The sequence below is a fragment of the Frigoribacterium faeni genome (assembly GCF_011761235.1).
In the GTDB taxonomy this organism is placed as follows: Bacteria; Actinomycetota; Actinomycetes; order Actinomycetales; family Microbacteriaceae; genus Frigoribacterium; species Frigoribacterium faeni_A.
Genome location: NZ_JAAOYW010000001.1, coordinates 393,816 through 414,016, shown reverse-complemented (window position 1 = coordinate 414,016; position 20,201 = coordinate 393,816). Strand labels below are relative to the sequence as shown.

The following is a 20,201-nucleotide window of genomic DNA, read 5'->3' as shown; positions in this document are numbered from 1 at the left end:
GCTCAGTCGCGGCGGGCCGTCACGACGCCGGCGGTCGTCAGCTGGTCCCAGAGGCCGGCCCCGTCGGGCGCGGACACCCAGGCGACGTCGGTGCCGAGCGCGTGCTCGGAACGGGAGCGCCCGCCGGCGAGCACGGCCTCGCTCGGCGACAGCTCGCGGATCGCGACGGCGGCCACGTTCTCGGGGTGGTCGCGGAGGAACCGGCCGTAGAGCTCCTCGTCGTGCTGGCCGTCGTCGCCGACGAGCAGCCAGCGCAGCCCGGGGAACTCCTCGGCCAGGCGGTCGAGCGACCCCTGCTTGTGCAGCCGTCCGCTGCGGAAGAACCGGTCGTGCGTGGGCCCCCAGTCGGTGAGCAGCAGCGGGCCCCGCGGGTAGAGGTTGCGCGACAGGAACCGCGAGAGGGTGGGCGCGACGTTCCAGGCGCCCGTCGACAGGTACACCACCGGGCACCCCGCGGCCGAGGCGTGGAGGCGCTCGTACAGCACCGCCATGCCGGGCACCGGGCGGCGGGCGTGCTCGTTGAGCACGAAGGTGTTCCAGGCGGCGAGGAGCGGGCGGGGCAGCGACGTCACCATCACCGTGTCGTCGATGTCGGAGACGATGCCGAACCGCGCGTCCGGGTCGATCACGGCCACCGGCGCCTCCACGGGCAGCGAGCCCTCGGTCGTGATCGTCACGACGTGCCAGCCGGGGGCGAGGTCCGACTCGAGCCGGACGTCGAGGACGCCGCCGCGGTCGGTGGTCACCGACTGCGTGCGGCCCCCGATCGTGACCTCGACGACGGCGTGCTCGACCGGGACGCTCGTGAAGCTGCGCCAGCCGCGCACGTTCGACCGGTCGGCCCCGTCGAGGGTGCCGGTCCGGGTGAGGAGCACGCGCGACAGCACCCGCACCCACCCGCTCGAGCCGTAGCCCGTGTACGGGACGATCGTGGGGAGGAGCCCGCGCTTGCGCGCACGCTTCTCGCGGAACCGGTGGACGGAGTTCTCGATGCGCGCCGCCCGGTGCAGGAGGGGCTCGACAGCGGCGGGGGCCGGCTTTCGGGGGTCGGGCATTCCGTCATCCTCCCACGGTCGCCCGGCCGCGTCTCCGCGGGCGTCGTGGGCGGGCGACCTCAGACCGGCAGCAGCAGCGACGGCGAGTCGTTCGACACCGACCCGACGTCGGGCGAGACCTCGTGCACGACGAGGCGCGAGGCGATCTCGTCGGACAGCCCGGCGACGCCCTGCAGCAGGTCGTCGTCGCCCTCGGCCTCCGGGTCGAGCCAGTCGTCCATGACGTCGGCGCCCACGAGCACCGGCATGCGGTCGTGCACCTCGGCGACGGGACCCGAGGAGGCGCGGGTCAGCACCGTGGTCGACAACAGCCACCGGGACGGCGACCCCACCTCGGCCCGGGGGTCGCGCCACCACTCGTAGAGGGCGGCGAACAGCAGGACCTCGTCGTCGGGCAGGCGCACCGCCACCGGTCGCCTGCCCCCGTCGGGCAGGGTCTGCCACTCGTACCACCCCGTGGCGGGCACGAGGGCCCGCCGCGAGGCGAGCGCCTCGCGGAACATCGGCTTCTCGGCCGCCGTCTCGGAGCGCGCGTTGAACACCGGGGGAGCCGACGGGCCGTCCGAGCCCGAGGGGACGAGGCCCCACCGGGCCGCCGCGAGACGGCGCACGGGCGGGCCGCCCGCGTCGTCGCCGCGCGGGGCTGCGTCGATCAGCACGGTCACCGGGCGGGTCGGAGGGATGTTCCAGGAAGGGTCTGGGAGACTGTCGCCCGAGACGTCGACGTCGAACAGGGCCACCAGGTCGCTCGAGGCACGAGCCATCACGAATCGTCCGCACATGCGACCCATTCTCCCGGCTGCGACCGTCATCGGTCGGCAGCGACGCCCTGACACGACCGGCGCCGCCCGCACCACGTCGCCACGGCGACGCCCCACGAAGGAGAACCCCTTGCTCGTCACCGACGTCCACGACGCACTGCCCGGGGGCTCGTCTCTGCTCAGGAACGAGCCGGTCCAGGCGCGCAGCTCGGCGCGCCTCACCGGCCTGCTCGACGCGGCCGCGGCGATCATCGACGAGATCGGCTACGAGCGACTGACGACGGCCATGGTCGCCGAGCGCGCCGGCGCGTCGATCGGGACCGTCTACCGGTACTTCCCCGACCGCATCGCGGTCGTCGACGCCCTCGCGCTGCGCTGCGTCCAGCGGCTCACGAACCGCGTCGCCGAGGCCCTCGAGGCGGAGGACGTCGACGACTGGCGCCGCGCCGTCGACCTCGTCGTCGACGCCAAGGTGGCGCTCTACCGCGACGAGCCCGGCTTCCGGGCGATCCGGTTCAGCGACGCGCCCGACGCGGGCTCGCCCCAGGCCACGTCGACCCTCAGCCCGTTCGCCGAGGCGGTGCTCGGCCTCTTCGAGCAGCGCTTCGGCGTGGTCCGCGACGCCGAGTCCGAGCTGGCCGTCCAGGTCGTCGTCGAGATCGGCGTGTCGCTCCTGGCGCGGGCGTTCCTCTCCGGCGGCGCCGGCGACGAGCGCTTCGTCGACGAGTGCCGGCGCGTCTCGAAGGCCTACCTCGAGGCGCACCTCACCGTCCGCTGACGGCTCCCGACCCGGCGGCAGGCCGTTCTGCGAACGGCCGACCACCGGGGGCAGGCCCCGCGGGGGGCTTTGTGGTTCGATGTCGTGACTGGCAAGTGTCGATTCGTGCTGCCCACGAGGAATGAGCCACCCATGATCGAGTTCCGCTCGGTGACCAAGCAGTACCCGGACGGCACCCTGGCCGTCGACGACTTCAGCCTCGTCATCCCCTCCCGCCAGACCACGGTGTTCGTGGGGTCGAGCGGCTGCGGCAAGACCACGATCCTCCGCATGGTCAACCGCATGGTCGACGCGACGAGCGGCTCGATCGAGATCGACGGCGACGAGATCGGCGGGCTCGAGCCCGTCGCGCTGCGGCGCAGCATCGGCTACGTCATGCAGAACTCGGGCCTGCTGCCGCACCGCCGCGTCGTCGACAACATCGCGACGGTGCCCGTCCTCAAGGGCGTCCCCAAGCGGGAGGCACGGGCGCGCGCCCTCGAGCTCATGGACACGGTCGGCCTCGACCGGTCGCTCGCCGAGCGCTGGCCGAGCCAGCTCAGCGGAGGCCAGCAGCAGCGCGTCGGCGTCGCCCGCGGCCTCGCCGTCGACCCGAACATCCTGCTGATGGACGAGCCCTTCGGCGCCGTCGACCCGCTCGTCCGCGCCGACCTGCAGCGCGAGCTGGTCCGGCTGCAGCGCGACCTCGACAAGACGGTCGTGTTCGTCACGCACGACATCGACGAGGCGTTCCTGCTCGGCGACCAGGTCGTCATCCTCGAGAAGGGCGGCAAGATCGCCCAGAAGGGCTCGCCCGCCGAGATCCTGTCCGCCCCGGCCAGCGACTTCGTCGCCGACTTCGTCGGGTCGAACCGCGGCAAGCGGGCCCTGCACATCGAGCAGACCGCGACCGGCCAGGTCGTCGTCGACGAGGAGGGGCGCACGACGGGCGTGCTGACCGGCCCGGTCACGGTGCCGCAGGCCACCCCGAGCGAGGCCGGCGCCGTCACGGCGCCGGGTGCCCCGGCGCAGGGTGGGCACGCGTCGTGAACTGGATCTGGTCGAACGCCGACTACATCTGGGACAAGACGCTCGTGCACCTGGCACTGAGCGTGCCGCCCGTCATCCTCGCCTTCGTCGTGTCGCTGCCCGTCGGCTGGCTGGCCGCGCGCTACCGGGCGTCGCGGGGCATCCTCACGGTGGCCGGGCTGTTCTACGCGATCCCGTCGCTGCCGCTGTTCGTCGCGCTGCCGGCGATCGTCGGCACGTCGCTCCGCAGCCCGGTCAACATCGTCATCGGCCTGACGCTGTACGGGATCGCCCTCATGGTCCGGTCGGTCGCCGACGCCCTCGGGTCCGTCGAGGCCGACGTCCGACAGTCGGCGACCGCGGTCGGCTACTCGAGCTGGCAGCGGTTCTGGCGCGTCGAGTTCCCCTTGGCGGGCCCGGTCATGCTCGCCGGCCTCCGCGTCGTGGTCGTCAGCACGGTCAGCCTCGCCACGGTCGGCGGCGTGCTCGGCGTCAACGGCCTCGGGCTGCTCTTCATCGACGGGTTCCAGCGCGACATCCCGGAGGAGATCCTCGCGGGCATCGTACTCACCATCGTCATGGCCCTCGTGCTCGACGGGCTGCTCGTGCTGCTGGGCCGCGCCCTCATGCCCTGGAGCCGTCCCGGACGGCCGCGCCGCGCCTCCTCGAGGCGGTCGTCGGCCCGCGCCGCCTCGACCGACGCGGCCTCGGCGCCCCGAGAGGCGGTCCGGTCGTGAACTTCTTCGCCGACGCCTTCGCCTTCGTCCTCGACCCGGCCCACTGGGCCGGCTCGAACGGCATCCCGACCCGCCTGGGCGAGCACCTCTGGTACTCCGTGGTCGCCGTCGCGCTCGCGTCCGTCGTGGCCGTGCCCGTCGGCTTCGCCATCGGCCACACCGGCCGGGGGCGCGCGATCGCGGTCGCCGTCTCGGGCGGCGCCCGTGCCCTGCCGACCTTCGGCGTCATCACGCTCATCGCCGGCTGGGTCGGCATCGGCCTGACGGCGCCCATGGTCTCGTTCGTCATCCTCGCCGTCCCGTCCGTGCTGGCCGGCGCCTACGCGGGGTTCGAGGCGGTCGACCGGCGCACGGTCGACGCCGCCCGCGCCGTCGGCATGACGGAGTGGCAGATCGTCACGCAGGTCGAGGTGCCGCTGGGCCTGCCCCTGCTCATCGGCGGCATCCGGTCGGCCGTGCTGCAGGTCGTGGCCACGGCGACCCTCGCCACCATCGTCGGCTCGGGCGGCCTCGGCAGCTACATCATCACCGGCCTCCGCTCGAACGACTACGGCACCATGCTCGCCGGCTCGATCCTCGTGATCGCCCTGGCCGTCGTGCTCGAGCTCGCCTTCTCGGTCGTCCAGCGACTCGTCGTGCCCGCCGGCGTCACCGCCGGGCGCCCCACCGACTCCCGCGCGCGCGTCACCCGACGCGCCCCGGGCACCGCAACACCCCTCCAGGAAGGAACACAGTGATCAACACAGCGAAGAAAGGCCGGTTCACCGTTCTCGGTGCAGTCGCGATCGGGGCCGTGGTGGCCCTGGCAGGGTGCTCGTCGAGCGACCCTCTCAGCAGCGGGTCCGACGACACGGCGTCGTCGTCCGACGCACTCGTGATCGGGTCGCAGCAGTACTACTCGAACAAGATCATCGCCGAGCTCTACGCGCAGGCGCTCGAGGACGGCGGCTACACGGTCGACCGCCAGTACGACATCGGCCAGCGCGAGGTGTACCTGCCCGAGCTCGAGAGCGGCAGCATCGACGTGTTCCCCGAGTACAGCGGCAACCTGCTGCAGTTCTACGACGCCGAGACGACGGCCAAGACGCCCGACGAAGTCGAGTCGGCCCTCGCCGACGCGCTGCCCGACGGCCTCACCAGCCTGACCGCGGCCGAGGCCACCGACCAGGACAGCTACAACGTGACGAAGGAGTTCTCCGAGCAGAACGGCATCACGAGCCTCGCCGACCTCAAGGACTACTCGGGCACCATCGCCCTCGGCGCCCCGCCCGAGAACGTCGACCGCCCGTACGGCCCTCCCGGCCTGAAGAGCATCTACGGCGTCGACGTGACGTCGACCCCGATCGACGACGGAGGCGGCCCGCTGACGGCCAAGGCGCTGTCCGACGGCAGCGTGCAGATCGCCGACCTCTACTCGGCCAGCCCGCTGATCGTCGAGAACGACTTCGTCACCCTCGACGACCCGGAGAACATGATCCTGCCGCAGAACGTGGTGCCGATCGTCTCCGACAAGGTCGACCAGGGCGCCCAGGACATCATCGACGCGGTCGACGCGGCGCTGACCTCGGCCGACCTGCAGGAGATGAACTCGAAGAGCCAGACCGACAAGGAGTCCGAGGGCAGCATCGCCAAGGACTTCCTCGAGAGCAAGGGCCTCGTCGGCTGACCGACGACGAGCACAGGAGGGGCCGGGCACGACGTGCCCGGCCCCTCCGTCGTCCCGGGCGACGCGACCGGGCTCAGGCCTCGTCGTCGGCCGGGTGCTCGCCCATGTGCCTCTCCTCGCGGCGGTGCACGAGCCGCTTGACGAGCAGGACGACGACCGCGAACGCGACGACGATGCCGACGAAGACGTACCCGGCGCCGTGCAGGCGGTCGGCGAGCTCGCGGTAGCTGCCGGCGGCCGCGGCGCCGACGGAGACGTAGGCGAGGGCCCAGAGCAGGCATGCGGGGGCGGTCCAGGCGAGGAACGTCCGGTAGCGCATGGGGCTCGTGCCCACCGTCAGCGGGATGAGCGAGTGCAGCACGGGCAGGAACCGCGACACGAAGACGGCGACGCCGCCCCGTCGCGCGAGGTAGGTCTCGGCCCGGACCCAGTTGGCCTCGCCCAGGCGCCGGCCGAGCCTGCTGCGCCGGATCGCGGGCCCGAAGTGCCTGCCTAGGGCGAAGCCGATGCTCTCGCCGGTGAGCGCGCCGAGCACCAGCGCGACCACGAGGGCCGCGAACTCGAGCGGGCCGACGACGGCGGTCGCCGACACGACGGCCACCGTGTCGCCGGGGACGAGCAGCCCGAGCAGCACGCTCGTCTCGAGCACCATCGCGAGCCCGGCGAGCAGGGTCCGGAGGAGCGGGTCGACCGACTGCACGAGGTCGAGCAGTCCGGTGAGCAGGTCGTTCATCCGCGCGAGCCTATCGACCGTCGCCCGGCAGGCGGCTGGTCGGTCAGCGCACGGCGGGCAACGGCCGCCGCAGGGCGTCGAGCCGGCCCTGCCAGACGGCCAGGCGCCCGGGCTGCTCCGCCGTGGCGGGACCGTCGACCCAGCCCGTGACGATGCGGGCCCCGTGCAGCGCGCTCAGCGACCAGACCTCGGCGCCGTCGAGCTCGTCGGGCGTGGTGCGGTCGTGGAGCACGTCGACGCCGAGGACGGCGGCCAGCGTGAGGACGGTGCGCGACGTGACGCCGGGCAGCCGCGGCAGGTCGTCGGCGGGGGTGCAGAGCGAGTCGCCGCGCCACCAGACGAGCGAGCTCCAGGCGCCCTCGACGACGTGGCCCTCGGGGGAGAGGATGACCGCCTCCTCCGCGCCGCGGGCCGCGGCGTCGGCCCGGAGCCCGGCGAGGGCCCCGAGGTCGGGCCCCTTCACCCCGGGCGTCGTGCGGGGGTCGTGCCCGGCGGTCGCGACGCGCACCGACCTCGTGCGCTCGGGCGCGGGCCGCAGCCTCGCCCGCAGCTCCGGCCGGTCCGAGCCGCCGGGGCGCACGAGCTCGACGCGGGGGAACCAGGCGCCGTCCCGCGGCAGCCGGTCCACGACCGCGTCCCAGAACGCCTCGGCGTCGTCGGCGAGGCCGGTCGCGGCCACGGACGAGACGAAGCGGTCGCGGTGCACGTCGAGGGCCCGGACGGCGCCGTCGAGCACGAGCCACGAGTCGGCGACGAGCAGCCGGTCGCCCTCGGCCGCGGCCTCGTCGTCGATCGGGTCGGTCAGGGCGCCCTCGCGCCACCGGAGGGTCTCGCCACGGCTCATACACTCAGGGTATGCGCCTCCCGGTCCACCGTCGTCCGCTGCCGTGGCGTGACCCCGAGGCCGTCGTCGTCGCCCTCGGCGGCCAGGGCGACGTGTCGTGGGACGACGCGGGGCCGGGCGCCTCGACCGGCCGGTCGGTGGTCGCGTGGGGGCCGGCCCTGACCGCGTCGGGCCCGGACGAGCTGCCCGCCGCGTGGGCCGAGCTCCGTGCCGTGCTCGCCGACGGCCGCACGGACGCCGACCCGCTCGGGCCGACCGGCTGGCTCGGCTACGGCGTCGGCACCTGGCTGCTCGACCGGGACGCGACCGTCGGGGCGGGCCGGGGCGCGCCTCCCTCGGTCACGGCCGGGCTCGTCGTCGACCCCGACGGGCCGGCCGACCTCGCCCTGCTGCTCGCCGACCGGGCCCTGGTCTTCGACCACGGCGCGCGGACGGTGGAGGCGGTGGTCCTGGGCGACGACCGGTGGCTGTCGGACGTCGCGCGGGCCTGGCACGACGTGGCCGAGGTCGTGGCCGTCGATGCCGACGCGTCGGCGTCCGCGCCGTCACTGGACGGCCCGCGCCGGGCCCGACGCCAGCACGACGACGCCGCGTACCTCGCGCTCGTCGCCCGGTGCCAGCGGGCGATCGCCGACGGCGACGCGTACGTGCTGTGCCTCACGACCACCATGACGGTCGAGGGCGACCTCGACGACCTCGCGGTCTACCGGCGGCTGCGGCGATCGTCGCCGGCGCCCCACGCCTCCTTCGTCCGCGTCGGCCCGACGGCGGTGCTGGGGGCGTCGCCCGAGTCGTTCCTCCGGGTCGACGTCGACGGGGCGGTCTCGTCCTCGCCGATCAAGGGGACGCGGCCCCGGTCGAGCGACCCGGGCACGGACGCGGCGGCCGCCGCGGAGCTGCGGGCGAACGAGAAGGAGCTCGCCGAGAACCTGATGATCGTCGACCTCGTCCGCAACGACCTCACCCGGGTGGCGGCGCCCGGCACGGTCGCCGTCACCGAGCTGTTCGCGGTGCGGTCGTACCGCCACGTGCACCAGCTCGTCAGCACGGTGAGCGCCGTCCTCGCCCCCGGCCGTACCGCGCTCGACGCCGTCGAGACGACGTTCCCCGCCGGCTCGATGACGGGTGCGCCGAAGCGCCGGGCCGTCGAGCTGCTGGCGGGATGGGAGGGCAGGCCCCGAGGGGTCTACGCCGGCGCGGTCGGGCGGTTCGGGCTCGACGGCAGCGCCTCGCTGGCGATGGCCATCCGCTCCGTGGTGGTCGAGCGGGCGACGCCGCGACGGCCCGCCCGGGCCACGGTCGGCGTGGGCGGCGGTGTCACGGCGTCGTCGGTGCCGTCGCACGAGCTCGAGGAGGCGCTGCTCAAGGCGGCCGCCCTGCTGCGGGTGCTCGACGCGGTCCCGTGACGCGCCTCCTCGGCTCCCGTCGTCACGCCGGCGACCGTGCCGTGGCGGGCTCGGTCGCCCGCTACCCTGGACGACGGACCGCGCGCGCGTCCCCCTCGGGGCGCCTCGGGCGTCCTCCTCCCCACCGCAGCGATTGAGAGTCCCGTGGCCCACGAGCACGACACGACACCGTCCGCCGACCAGGCGCCCACCACCCCGGCGCCCGAGTCGCCGGCGCCCACCGCGCCGGTGCCCGGCGACGGCGAGACGGAGCACGCGTACGACCCCGCGCGCCTGCAGCAGAAGTGGCAGGCCATCTGGGAGGAGGCGAAGCCCTTCGCCGTCGACCCCGACGACGTGCGGCCGCGCAAGTACATCCTCGACATGTTCCCGTACCCCTCGGGCGACCTGCACATGGGGCACGCCGAGCAGTACGCGCTCGGCGACATGGTCACGCGCTACTGGCGCCAGCAGGGCTTCAACGTGCTGCACCCGATCGGCTGGGACAGCTTCGGCCTGCCCGCCGAGAACGCCGCCATCAAGCGCGGCGTCGACCCGCGCGAGTGGACCTACGCGAACATCGAGCAGCAGAAGTCGAGCATGAAGCTCTACGCGCCCTCGTTCGACTGGGACCGCGTGCTGCACACCAGCGACCCCGAGTACTACAAGTGGAACCAGTGGCTGTTCCTGCAGATGTACGACAAGGGCTTGGCCTACCGCAAGGACAGCTGGGTCAACTGGGACCCGGTCGACCAGACCGTGCTCGCGAACGAGCAGGTGCTGGCCGACGGCACCTCGGACCGCTCGGGCGCGGTCGTCGTCAAGAAGAAGCTGACGCAGTGGTACTTCAAGATCACCGACTACGCCGACCGCCTGCTCGACGACCTCAACCAGCTCGAGGGCCGCTGGCCGACCAAGGTGCTGAACATGCAGCGCAACTGGATCGGCCGGTCGATCGGCGCCGACGTTCGCTTCGAGATCGAGGGGCGCGACGAGCCGGTGACGGTGTTCACGACCCGGCCCGACACCCTCTGGGGCGCCACGTTCATGGTCGTCGCGCCCGACTCGGACCTCGCGGCCGAGCTCGTCGCCGAGGCGACGGACGACGTCAAGGAGGCGTTCGCCTCGTACCTCGTCGAGGTGCAGAAGGCCACCGAGATCGAGCGCCAGTCGAGCGAGCGGCCCAAGACGGGCGTGCCCCTCGGCCGTGTCGCCGTGAACCCGGTCACGGGGGACCCCATGCCGGTCTGGGCGGCCGACTACGTGCTCGCCGACTATGGCCACGGCGCGGTCATGGCCGTCCCGGCGCACGACCAGCGCGACCTCGACTTCGCCCGCAAGTACGACCTGCCGGTGCGCGTGGTCGTCGACACGAACGCGCCCGTGACGGGCGTCATCCCGAAGCTGCAGCTCGACGACGACGGCCAGGCGATCCTGCCCGACGACCTGCCCGACCTCGACCCGGCGACGACCGGCGTCGCGCTGACCGGCGAGGGCCGCCTCATGAACTCGGGGCCGCTGACGGGGCTCAGCAAGTCGAACGCGATCAAGCGCGTGATCGAGCTGCTCGAGCAGACCGGCGCCGGCAAGGCCGCGAAGACCTACCGCCTGCGCGACTGGCTGATCTCGCGCCAGCGCTTCTGGGGCACGCCCATCCCGATCGTGCACGGCGCCGACGGCGTCGAGGTGCCCGTGCCCGTAGACCAGCTGCCCGTGCTGCTGCCCTCGACCGAGGGGCTCGACCTCAAGCCGAAGGGCAGCTCGCCCCTCGGCGCGGCGACCGACTGGGTGAACGTGCCCGACCCGCGCGACGGCTCGCCCGCCCGCCGCGACGCGGACACGATGGACACCTTCGTCGACAGCTCGTGGTACTTCCTGCGGTTCCTCGACCCGACCGACTCCGAGCGCGCCTTCGACCCGGCCCAGGCGAGCAAGTGGGCCCCCGTCGACCAGTACGTGGGCGGCGTCGAGCACGCCATCCTGCACCTGCTCTACGCGCGCTTCATCACCAAGGTCCTCTTCGACCTCGGCCACGTCGACTTCACCGAGCCCTTCAGCGCCCTGCTCAACCAGGGCATGGTGCTGCAGGACGGCGCGAAGATGAGCAAGAGCAAGGGCAACGTCGTCAGCCTGTCCGACGAGATCGCGAAGCACGGCGTCGACGCGATCCGCCTCACGATGGCCTTCGCGGGGCCGCCCGAGGACGACATCGACTGGGCCGACGTGTCGCCGGCCGGGTCGGCGAAGTTCCTGGCCCGCGCGTACCGCCTGGCGACCGACGTCGACAGCCCCCGCGACGTGGTCTGGGCCGACGGCGACCAGGCCCTCCGCCGGGTCACGCACCGGTTCCTGGCCGAGGCGCCCGGGCTCAGCGAGGCGTTCAAGTACAACGTCGTCGTCGCCCGCCTGATGGAGCTGGTCAACGCCGTCCGCAAGACGATCGACACCGGTGCCGGCGCCTCCGACCCGGCGGTCCGCGAGGCGACCGAGACGGTGGCCCTCGGGCTCTCCCTCTTCGCGCCGTACACGGCGTCCGAGATGTGGGAGCTGCTCGGCTACGACGGCGTGGGCGTCGCCCACCACGGCTGGCGCCGGGCCGACCCGACGCTGCTCGTCGAGACGAGCACCACGGCCGTCGTGCAGGTCAACGGCAAGGTCCGCGACCGCCTCGAGGTCTCGCCGAAGATCTCGTCCGACGAGCTCGAGGCCCTCGCGCGCGACTCCGCCGCGGTGCAGCGCGCGATCGGCGACAAGCAGATCGTGAACGTCATCGTGCGGGCGCCGCGCCTCGTCAACATCGCGGTGAAGTAGCGCTCCTCCCCATCGCCGACCGGCCGTCCTGGTTCCCCAGGGCGGCCGTCGTCGTCTGCGGTTCCCGCACCGCGCCTCCTACCGTCGGGGCATGGTCGTCGACTTCCGCTCCGCGCCCGACCCGGCGGCGCCGCGCGGGCCCCGCTGGCGCGTCGGGATCGGCGCCGTGGTCGTGCTCGTGCTGGTGGTGCTCGTCGTCGTCGTGGCCGTCTCCGCGGTCGCGACCCGGGGCGGCGCGGGCGAGGTCGCCGTCACGTCGGGCCCCTCACCGTCGTCGGGGGCCGAGGGCGTCGTCGGAGGCGCGGCCGGCGACCAGGCCGCGACGCCGGGGCCCGCGGTGTTCGTGCACGTCCACGGCCGGGTGGCCCTGCCCGGGCTCTACGAGCTGGCGCCCGGGGCCCGCGTCGTCGACGTCGTCGCGGCCGCGGGCGGCTTCGCCGCCGACGCCGACCAGGGTGCGGTCAACCTCGCGCGGCCGCTCGTCGACGGCGAGCAGCTCTACGTGCCCGCGGCGGGGGAGACGGTGCCGGGTGTCGTCGGGCAGGGATCGCCGGGGGCAGGCGGGGCCGCCGCCCAGGGGTCGGGGGCCGCGGGCGGGACGGGCGGCCTCGTCGACCTCAACGCCGCCGACGCGGCTCAGCTCGAGGCTCTGCCGGGGGTCGGCCCCGCCACCTCGGCGGCCATCCTCGACTGGCGGCGCCGGAACGGCTCCTTCCGGTCGGTCGACGACCTGCTCGACGTCAGCGGGATCGGCGAGAAGACGCTCGAGACCCTCCGGCCCCTGGTCACGGTGTGAGACCGCCGACGCCGGTCGACCTCCGCTGGGCCCTCCCCGCAGGCGCGTCGTGGCTGGTGCTCGTCCTCGCCCTGCCGCGGCCCGGGCTGCACGGCGTCCTGGTCGCCGCCCTCCTCGTGGCGGGCGCCGGGGCAGCCGCCGGGGCGGTCGTCACGGGCGGTCGGGCACGCCGGGCCGAGAGGTCCGTCCCCGCCGTCGCGTCCCTGGCCGCGCTCGTCGCGTTGGCCGCCCTGGTCGCCGGACTCGTGCTCGCCGGGGCGGCCGTGCGGCAGCAGGTCCGCTACCCGGACGTTCTCGTCAGGCTCGCCGGCCACGCGGCCGAGGTGCGCGGCGAGGCCCGGGGTCGGGTCGTCGGCGACACGACGGCGGTGCCCGTCACGGTGCGCGAGGTCGTGGTGGGCGGTGCCGTCGTCTGGCGGGGGCGGGCGTCGTTCCTCCTGCTCGGCCCGCGCGTGCCCGAGGGCACGACGATCGAGGTCGGGCAGCTGCTGACGGCCAGGGTCTCGGTGCTGCCCGTCGAGCCGGGCGACGACGTCGCGTTCGTCGCGGCGGCGCGCGGCGAGGTCGAGCCGGGCGAGCTCCCCACGGGTGCCGCAGGCCTGGCCGACTCGGTGCGCGCAGGGTTCCGGGCGGTCGCCGCCGAGCTGCCCGGCGACGGGGGGCGGCTCCTGCCCGGCCTCGCCGTCGGCGACACCTCCGCCGTCGACGAGGGCCTCGACGAGGCGATGAAGGCATCGTCCCTCTCGCACCTCACGGCCGTGTCGGGCTCGAACTGCGCCGTCCTGGTGGCCCTCGTGATGCTGGTCGGCGGGGCCCTCGGCGTCCCGCGCCTGCTCCGGCTCGTGTCGGCGGCTGTCCTCCTGGTCGCCTTCGTCGTGCTGGTCACCCCCGAGCCGAGCATCGTCCGTGCCACGGTCATGGCGCTGGTCGTGCTGGGGCACCTCGCCGCGGCCAGGCCCGTGTCCGGGCTGCCCGTCGTCGCGCTGGCCGTCACCGGTCTCCTCGTCGTCGACCCGTGGCTGGCGCGCGACCTCGCGTTCGCCCTGTCGGTCCTGGCGACGGCGGGCCTGGTCGTGCTCGCCCGGCCGACGGCCGACCTGCTCGGCCGCGTGCTGCCCCGGCCGCTCGCGGCGGTGCTCGCCGTGCCCGCCGCGGCACAGCTCGCGTGCCAGCCGGTGCTCCTGCTGCTCGACCCCCACCTGGCGGTGCACGGGGTGGTCGCCAACGTCCTGGCCGAGCCGGCCGCGCCCCTCGCCACCGTCGGCGGGTTGGTCGTCTGCGCGACCGCGCCCTGGGCACCGGGGCTCGCCGAGCTCGCCGCCCGCGCGGCGTGGGTGCCCGCGTCGTGGATCGGGGCCGTCGCCCGGTCGGTCGCCTCCTGGCCCCTGGCCCGGGTGGAGTGGCCCGGGGGAGCGCTCGGCGTCGCCGTGCTGGTCGGGCTGTCCGTGCTGGCGGCCGGGGCGGTGCTGGCCCGGTCGGCGGGCCCGACCCGGCGGGTGCTGGCGCTCCTGCTGGCCGGGGGCCTCGTGGTCGCCGGAGGCGGGGTCGCCGGGGTGCGCGCGGGCGAGCGCGCCGCCGTGCCCGACGACTGGGCGGTCGCCCAGTGCGACGTCGGGCAGGGCGACGCGGTGCTGGTCCGCAGCGCGGGACGGACGGCGCTCGTCGACGTCGGCGACGACGAGGAGGCGCTCCGCGGCTGCCTGCGCCGGTTCGGCGTCGACCGCGTCGACCTGCTGGTGCTCACCCACTTCGACGCCGACCACGTGGGCGCCGCCGCCGTCGTGGTGGGCCGGGTCGACCGCGTGCTCGTCGGCCCGACCGGCCGGCCGGCCGACGAGCGGCTCGTCGACTCCCTCGCCGCGGCAGGGGCCGAGGTGGTCGACGCCCGTGCGGGCCTCGGCGGCGTCCTGGGCGACCTCGGCTGGACGGTCCTCTGGCCGTCCGGGTCGGCGGCCGGCGTCACGGCCGGCAACGACGCGAGCGTCGTGACCCTCTGGCGGCCGCGGGCCGGGTGCGCCGCGGGGTGCCTGTCCCTCCTCGACCTCGGCGACCTCGCCGAGTCGCCGCAGCGGCGGCTCCTGTCCGCCGCGGGCGCCGAGCTGACCGGCGTCGACGTCGTCAAGGTGTCGCACCACGGCTCGGCGGACCAGCACGCCGCCCTCTACCGGGCCGCCGGCGCCCGGGTCGCCCTCGTCGGGGTCGGGGCGGACAACGGCTACGGGCACCCGAGACGCGAGACGCTCGACCTGGTCGAGGAGGCGGGGGCGACGGTCACGAGGACCGACCTCGACGGCGACGCCGCGGTCTCGTCCGACGACGACGGGCTCCGGCTCTGGCGTCGGCACGCACCCGCCGGTGCCCGGCGGCGGCGTCGGAGCTGGCCGGTAGTCTGGCCGTCGGGCGTCAGCCCCCGACACGAGGAGCACCGTGGCCGCGAGAACCACCGGCAAGACCACCGCGAAGAAGACGAGCGTCGCGATCGACCAGGTCGCCTGGCACGCCGTCCGCCCCGCGCCGGTCGTGCTCGTCAGCGGTCCCGAGCAGTTCCTCGCCGACCGGGCCGTGCGGCAGCTCCGCGACCAGCTCGTCGCAGAGGACCCGAGCCTCGAGGTGCACGACCTCGAGGCCGACCACTACCAGCCGGGCGAGCTCATCACGCTGGCGAGCCCGTCCCTGTTCGCCGAGCCGCGCCTCCTGCGGGTGGTCTCGGTCGAGAAGTGCACCGACGCGTTCCTCACCGAGACGCTGCGCTACCTCGAGGCGCCCGCCGACGACACGTACCTCGTGCTCCGCCACGGCGGGGGAGTCCGCGGCAAGAAGCTGCTCGACACCGTCCGCGCGGGCGTCGGCGGCGGCGTCGAGGTCGTCTGCACCGAGCTCAAGAAGGACACCGAGAAGCACGAGTTCGCCGCGGGCGAGTTCTCCGCCGCGCGCCGACGCGTCACCGGCGGCGCCCTGCGCGCCCTCGTGACCGCGTTCTCGGACGACCTCGCCGAGCTCGCCAGCGCCTGCCAGCAGCTCATCTCCGACGCGGCGGACGAGATCACGGAGGCGACGGTCGAGAAGTACTACGCCGGCCGGGTCGAGACCAACGCCTTCAAGGTCGCCGACGCGGCGATCGCGGGGCGGCAGGGCGAGGCGCTCGTGCTGCTGCGGCACGCGCTGTCGTCGGGGGCCGACCCCGTGCCCGTCGTGGCGGCCTTCGCCATGAAGATCCGCACCATGGCCAAGGTCCAGGGCGTCTACGGCCCGTCGGGCCAGCTCGCGTCGCGGCTGGGCATGGCACCGTGGCAGGTCGAGCGGGCCCAGCGCGACGTGCGCGGCTGGAGCGAGGACGGCCTCGGCCGCTGCATCGAGCTGCTCGCCGAGACGGACGCCGCCGTCAAGGGCGCGCAGCGCGACGCGATCTACGCCCTCGAGCGCATGGTCACGACCGTCGCCACCCGCGGCGCCGTCGGCCGCTGACCGGCGCGCGGCCGGCCACGACGCGAAGGGCCCCGTCTCGATCGAGACGGGGCCCTTCGCGGTGAGCGCAGAGCGCTCGGGTGTCGGGACTCAGAGAGCGCCGACCTGCTTCGCGATCGCCGACTTGCGGTTCGCGGCCTGGTTCTTGTGGATGACGCCCTTGCTGGCGGCCTTGTCGAGCTTCTTCGAGGCGAGGGCCAGCGTCGAGGTGGCCTTCTCCTTGTCGCCGGCGACGATGGCCTCGCGGGCGGCGCGGATCGCGGTCTTGAGCTCGCTCTTGACGGCCTTGTTGCGGTCCTGGGCCTTCTTGTTGGTGCCGATGCGCTTGATCTGCGACTTGATGTTCGCCACGTTCGCTACTTCCTGTTTCGTGTGTCGGGGCGTGGGGCGCTCTGGTGCCGCGCCCGCCCGGGGGACGGTTCTGTGAGGTGGTGCTGCGAGCCGACCGGGAGGGACGGACCCTGCCCGGACTGCCGCCGGTGGTGCCACCGGAGCGGCTCTCGGCTGCGTTCGCGATCCGTCACGACAGACGTTCCGCGCAAGCCAACAGGCAACGGTACCAGCACGTCGCCCGACTCTCAATGATAGGGCGTCCCGGCCGGGCGCTCCCGACCCCCGGCGGGCTGGCGTGTCGCCCGTAGTACGGTGCCGTCATGCCCTCGCTCGCCCCGCACATCGCGTCCGTCCCCGCCTCGGGCATCCGACGGGTGTTCGAGATCGCCGCCGGCCTGGACGACGTCGCCATGCTCGTCATCGGCGAGCCCGACGTCCCCGTCCCGCGCCACGTCGGCGACGCCGCCCGCCGGGCCTGGAGCGAGGACCGCACCGGCTACACGCCGAACGGCGGCATCGCGCCCCTTCGCGAGGCGCTCGTGGCCAAGCTGGCCCGCGAGAACGACATGCACGTCGACGTCGAGCAGGTCTGGGTCACGGTGGGCGCGACGCAGGCGCTGTACCAGGCCATGGGCCTCGTCCTGGCGAAGGGCGACGAGGTGCTCGTGCCCGACCCCGGCTACACGACCTTCTCGATGAACGCGCACATGCTCGACGCGGTGCCCGTGCCCTACGCCCTGTCGCCCGACCGCGGGTTCCTCCCCGATCTCGAGCAGCTGGAGGCGTCGGTCACCGAGCGCACCCGTGCGGTCGTCGTCAACTCGCCCTCGAACCCCCTCGGCGTGGTCTGGCCGCGCGAGGTGCTCCAGGGCCTGCTCGACCTCGCGGCGCGGCACGACCTCTGGGTGATCAGCGACGAGGTCTACGAGTACTTCACCTACGGCACGCCCCACGTGAGCATCGCGTCGCTCGACGCCGACGACCGGGTCTTCAGCGCGTTCTCCCTGAGCAAGACGTACGCCATGACCGGGGTCCGCGTCGGCTACCTGGTCACGCCCCGGGGGCTGGCGCCGACGATGCGCACCGTCCAGGAGGCGATGATCAGCTGCGTCGCCGAGCCCGACCAGCACGCGGCCCTCGCCGCCGTCACGGGCGACCACGGACCGGTCTCGGAGGCGCGCGAGCACTACCGGCGCAACCTCGAGCTCGCGACGGCGCTGCTGGCCGAGCGGGGCATCGCCCACCTCGACCCGCAGGGCGCCTTCTACCTGTGGATCGACGTGAGCCACGCCTCCCAGGGCGACGTGGCGGGCTGGGCCGAGCGGTTCCTCCTCGAGGAGAGGGTCGCAGTCGCGCCGGGCAGCGCCTTCGGCCGCTCCGGCGAGGGCTGGATCCGCATCTGCCTGGCCGCGGCTCCCGAGGTGATCGAGCGGGGCCTGCGCGCGCTGCCCGCCCCCGGCGAGGCCGCGTCGCCGGCTCCCGCCTCCACCGTCGTCACCGCCGACTGACGCCCGGGGCCGGGCCGGCCGTCGGGGACGCCCCCGTCCCGATCCGGGGGCCAGCCCCCTTCAGCCGCCCGCCGCCTCCTTCGTAGGCTCGACGACATGACGAACCAGGCACCGCTCCCCACCACCGCCCCCGCCGCGACCGGCGGGCTCCACTCGCCGCTCAGCGTCACGAGCCTCGTGCTCGGCATCGCGTCCGTGGCGCTCGGCTTCACGCTGGTCGTCCCCGTCGTCGGCCTCGTCCTCGGCCTCGTCGCACGCCGGCGCGAGCCCGACGGCCGCACGATGGCGCTCGTCGGCGTGATCTCGTCGGCCGTGATGCTGCTCGGCAGCCTCGCGGTGCTGCTGGTCGGCCTGGTCGTGGCCGTCCCGGTCGGTCTCCTGCACCTCCTCGGCTGACGGGGACGCGGTCGGCGGGCGCGGCGTGGGAGAATCGTCTCGACAACCGCCCGCCACCCCCAGAGGACCGTGTGAGCCCCCAAGCACCCCGTGCACTCGAGCCGGCGAAGACCGCGCCCGAGCACATCCGCAACTTCTGCATCATCGCGCACATCGACCACGGCAAGTCGACGCTCGCCGATCGCATGCTGGGCATCACCGGCGTCGTCGAGGACAGGGCGATGCGCGCCCAGTACCTCGACCGCATGGACATCGAGCGCGAGCGCGGCATCACCATCAAGAGCCAGGCCGTGCGCATGCCGTGGGAGCGCGAGGGCCAGACCTTCGCGCTCAACATGATCGACACGCCGGGCCACGTCGACTTCAGCTACGAGGTCAGCCGGTCGCTGGCCGCCTGCGAGGGCGCCATCCTGCTCGTCGACGCCGCGCAGGGCATCGAGGCCCAGACCCTGGCGAACCTCTACCTCGCCCTCGAGAACGACCTCGAGATCATCCCCGTGCTCAACAAGATCGACCTGCCCGCGGCCGACCCCGAGAAGTACGCGGCCGAGCTCGCGAGCCTCATCGGCGGCGACCCGGCCGACGTGCTCCGGGTGAGCGGCAAGACGGGCGTCGGCGTCACCGAGCTGCTCGACCGCGTCGTCGACCGCATCCCGTCGCCGACGGGCGACTTCGACGCCTCGCCCCGGGCGATGATCTTCGACTCGGTCTACGACAGCTACCGCGGCGTCGTGACGTACATCCGCATGATCGACGGCACCTTGCACCCTCGCGAGAAGGTCCAGATGATGTCGACGAAGTCGACGCACGACATCCTCGAGATCGGCGTCTCGTCGCCCGAGCCCACGCCCAGCGGCGGCCTCTCCGTCGGCGAGGTCGGCTACCTCATCACCGGCGTGAAGGACGTCCGGCTCTCGAAGGTCGGCGACACGGTCACCACGGCCGCCAAGCCCGCGACGGAGGCGCTGCCCGGCTACGTCGAGCCGCTCCCGATGGTCTACTCGGGCCTGTACCCGATCGACGGCAGCGACTACCCCGACCTGCGCGAGGCCCTCGACAAGCTCAAGCTGTCCGACGCGGCCCTCGTCTACGAGCCCGAGACCAGCGTGGCGCTGGGCTTCGGCTTCCGCTGCGGGTTCCTCGGCCTGCTGCACCTCGAGATCATCACCGAGCGCCTCGAGCGCGAGTTCGGCCTCGACCTGATCACGACCGCGCCCAGCGTGGTCTACGAGGTCACGACCGACGACAAGAAGACCGTCACGGTGACGAACCCGAGCGAGTTCCCCGGCGGCAAGATCGCCAGCGTCAGCGAGCCCATGGTCAAGGCGGCGATCCTCGCCCCGAAGGACTACGTCGGCGTCATCATGGAGCTCTGCCAGCAGCGGCGCGGCAACCTCCTCGGCATGGAGTACCTCGGCGAGGACCGGGTCGAGATCCGCTACGCGATGCCCCTCGGCGAGATCGTCTTCGACTTCTTCGACAGCCTCAAGTCGAAGACGGCCGGCTACGCGAGCCTCGACTACGAGCCCGTCGGCGACCAGGAGGCCGACCTCGTCAAGGTCGACATCCTGCTGCAGGGCGAGCAGGTCGACGCCTTCAGTGCCATCGTGCACCGCGACAAGGCCTACGCCTACGGCGTGCTGATGACGGGCCGCCTGCGCGAGCTGATCCCGCGCCAGCAGTTCGAGGTGCCCATCCAGGCCGCCATCGGCGCGCGCATCATCGCCCGCGAGAGCATCCGCGCCATGCGCAAGGACGTCCTCGCCAAGTGCTACGGCGGCGACATCAGCCGCAAGCGCAAGCTGCTCGAGAAGCAGAAGGAGGGCAAGAAGCGCATGAAGACCATCGGCCGCGTCGAGGTGCCCCAGGAGGCGTTCATCGCCGCCCTGAGCGGGGACACCGAGGCGAAGAAAGAGAAGAAGTAG

General features: G+C 73.8%; 17 protein-coding genes and 1 pseudogene. 13 read left to right on the top strand and 5 right to left on the bottom strand.

Annotation, left to right across the window (positions count from 1 at the left end; all coding sequences use genetic code 11):
• Positions 1-2: 2 nt before the first annotated feature.
• Complete coding sequence (locus tag FHR78_RS01890) at positions 3-1,055, bottom strand: App1 family protein (RefSeq protein WP_166758817.1); 1,053 nt, start codon at positions 1,053-1,055, stop codon at positions 3-5.
• A 59-nt stretch (positions 1,056-1,114) separates the two neighbouring features.
• On the bottom strand, positions 1,115-1,837 hold the full coding sequence (locus FHR78_RS01885; RefSeq protein ID WP_166758816.1) for an SOS response-associated peptidase: 723 nt from the start codon (positions 1,835-1,837) through the stop codon (positions 1,115-1,117).
• A gap of 109 nt (positions 1,838-1,946) precedes the next feature.
• Between FHR78_RS01885 and FHR78_RS01880 the strand changes: the two genes are divergently transcribed.
• From FHR78_RS01880 to FHR78_RS01860, 5 genes are all read left to right on the top strand, one after another.
• Positions 1,947-2,594: a TetR/AcrR family transcriptional regulator gene (locus tag FHR78_RS01880; RefSeq protein WP_243861999.1), complete on the top strand. Its 648-nt coding sequence runs from the start codon at positions 1,947-1,949 to the stop codon at positions 2,592-2,594.
• Between the two features lie 132 nt (positions 2,595-2,726).
• Positions 2,727-3,623 (top strand): ABC transporter ATP-binding protein, encoded by an 897-nt coding sequence (locus FHR78_RS01875; protein WP_166758814.1) that lies wholly within the window; start codon positions 2,727-2,729, stop codon positions 3,621-3,623.
• Positions 3,620-4,339 (top strand): ABC transporter permease subunit, encoded by a 720-nt coding sequence (locus tag FHR78_RS01870; protein ID WP_166758813.1) that lies wholly within the window; start codon positions 3,620-3,622, stop codon positions 4,337-4,339. The genes FHR78_RS01875 and FHR78_RS01870 overlap by 4 nt, the downstream gene beginning before the upstream one ends.
• A complete protein-coding gene (locus FHR78_RS01865) occupies positions 4,336-5,076 on the top strand; it encodes an ABC transporter permease subunit (protein ID WP_166758812.1) in 741 nt (246 codons plus the stop codon). Before FHR78_RS01870 ends, FHR78_RS01865 begins: the two co-directional genes overlap by 4 nt.
• On the top strand, positions 5,073-6,005 hold the full coding sequence (locus tag FHR78_RS01860) for an ABC transporter substrate-binding protein (RefSeq protein WP_347878004.1): 933 nt from the start codon (positions 5,073-5,075) through the stop codon (positions 6,003-6,005). Before FHR78_RS01865 ends, FHR78_RS01860 begins: the two co-directional genes overlap by 4 nt.
• Positions 6,006-6,078: 73 nt before the next feature.
• Here the strand turns inward: FHR78_RS01860 and FHR78_RS01855 are convergent, their stop codons facing one another.
• Together FHR78_RS01855 and FHR78_RS01850 are read right to left on the bottom strand one after the other, a co-directional pair.
• Positions 6,079-6,738, bottom strand: coding sequence for a DedA family protein (locus FHR78_RS01855; RefSeq protein ID WP_166758811.1), 660 nt, complete (start codon positions 6,736-6,738; stop codon positions 6,079-6,081).
• A 43-nt stretch (positions 6,739-6,781) separates the two neighbouring features.
• Positions 6,782-7,582, bottom strand: a complete 801-nt coding sequence (locus tag FHR78_RS01850; protein ID WP_166758810.1) for an aminotransferase class IV — start codon at positions 7,580-7,582, stop codon at positions 6,782-6,784.
• Between the two features lie 11 nt (positions 7,583-7,593).
• On the opposite strand from FHR78_RS01850, the gene FHR78_RS01845 reads away from it, so the two are divergent.
• The 5 genes and pseudogenes from FHR78_RS01845 to holA all read left to right on the top strand — a co-directional run bounded on the left by FHR78_RS01845 (position 7,594) and on the right by holA (position 16,039).
• The gene (locus FHR78_RS01845) at positions 7,594-8,988 is read left to right on the top strand and encodes an anthranilate synthase component I family protein (RefSeq protein WP_166758809.1); all 1,395 of its coding nucleotides are present in this window, start codon (positions 7,594-7,596) and stop codon (positions 8,986-8,988) included.
• A 228-nt stretch (positions 8,989-9,216) separates the two neighbouring features.
• Positions 9,217-11,778 (top strand): leucine--tRNA ligase, encoded by a 2,562-nt coding sequence (gene leuS / locus FHR78_RS01840; protein WP_166759657.1) that lies wholly within the window; start codon positions 9,217-9,219, stop codon positions 11,776-11,778.
• A 91-nt stretch (positions 11,779-11,869) separates the two neighbouring features.
• On the top strand, positions 11,870-12,574 hold the full coding sequence (locus FHR78_RS01835; RefSeq protein ID WP_166758808.1) for a ComEA family DNA-binding protein: 705 nt from the start codon (positions 11,870-11,872) through the stop codon (positions 12,572-12,574).
• A pseudogene (locus FHR78_RS15715) lies at positions 12,571-14,361 on the top strand (ComEC/Rec2 family competence protein); the annotation flags it as partial. The gene FHR78_RS01835 and the pseudogene FHR78_RS15715, both read left to right, overlap by 4 nt.
• A gap of 640 nt (positions 14,362-15,001) precedes the next feature.
• Positions 15,002-16,039, top strand: coding sequence for a DNA polymerase III subunit delta (gene holA / locus FHR78_RS01825; RefSeq protein ID WP_166758807.1), 1,038 nt, complete (start codon positions 15,002-15,004; stop codon positions 16,037-16,039).
• 90 nt (positions 16,040-16,129) lie between these two features.
• On the opposite strand, the gene rpsT is transcribed toward holA, so the two are convergent.
• The gene (gene rpsT, locus FHR78_RS01820; RefSeq protein WP_166758806.1) at positions 16,130-16,390 is read right to left on the bottom strand and encodes a 30S ribosomal protein S20; all 261 of its coding nucleotides are present in this window, start codon (positions 16,388-16,390) and stop codon (positions 16,130-16,132) included.
• A 302-nt stretch (positions 16,391-16,692) separates the two neighbouring features.
• Here rpsT and FHR78_RS01815 point away from each other — a divergent pair, with 302 nt between their 5' ends.
• The 3 genes from FHR78_RS01815 (at position 16,693) to lepA (ending at position 20,201) form a co-directional block, all read left to right on the top strand.
• Positions 16,693-17,880 (top strand): pyridoxal phosphate-dependent aminotransferase, encoded by a 1,188-nt coding sequence (locus FHR78_RS01815; RefSeq protein WP_166758805.1) that lies wholly within the window; start codon positions 16,693-16,695, stop codon positions 17,878-17,880.
• Positions 17,881-17,976: 96 nt separating this feature from the next.
• Positions 17,977-18,276: a DUF4190 domain-containing protein gene (locus tag FHR78_RS01810; RefSeq protein ID WP_166758804.1), complete on the top strand. Its 300-nt coding sequence runs from the start codon at positions 17,977-17,979 to the stop codon at positions 18,274-18,276.
• A 71-nt stretch (positions 18,277-18,347) separates the two neighbouring features.
• Positions 18,348-20,201, top strand: coding sequence for a translation elongation factor 4 (gene lepA, locus FHR78_RS01805; protein WP_166758803.1), 1,854 nt, complete (start codon positions 18,348-18,350; stop codon positions 20,199-20,201).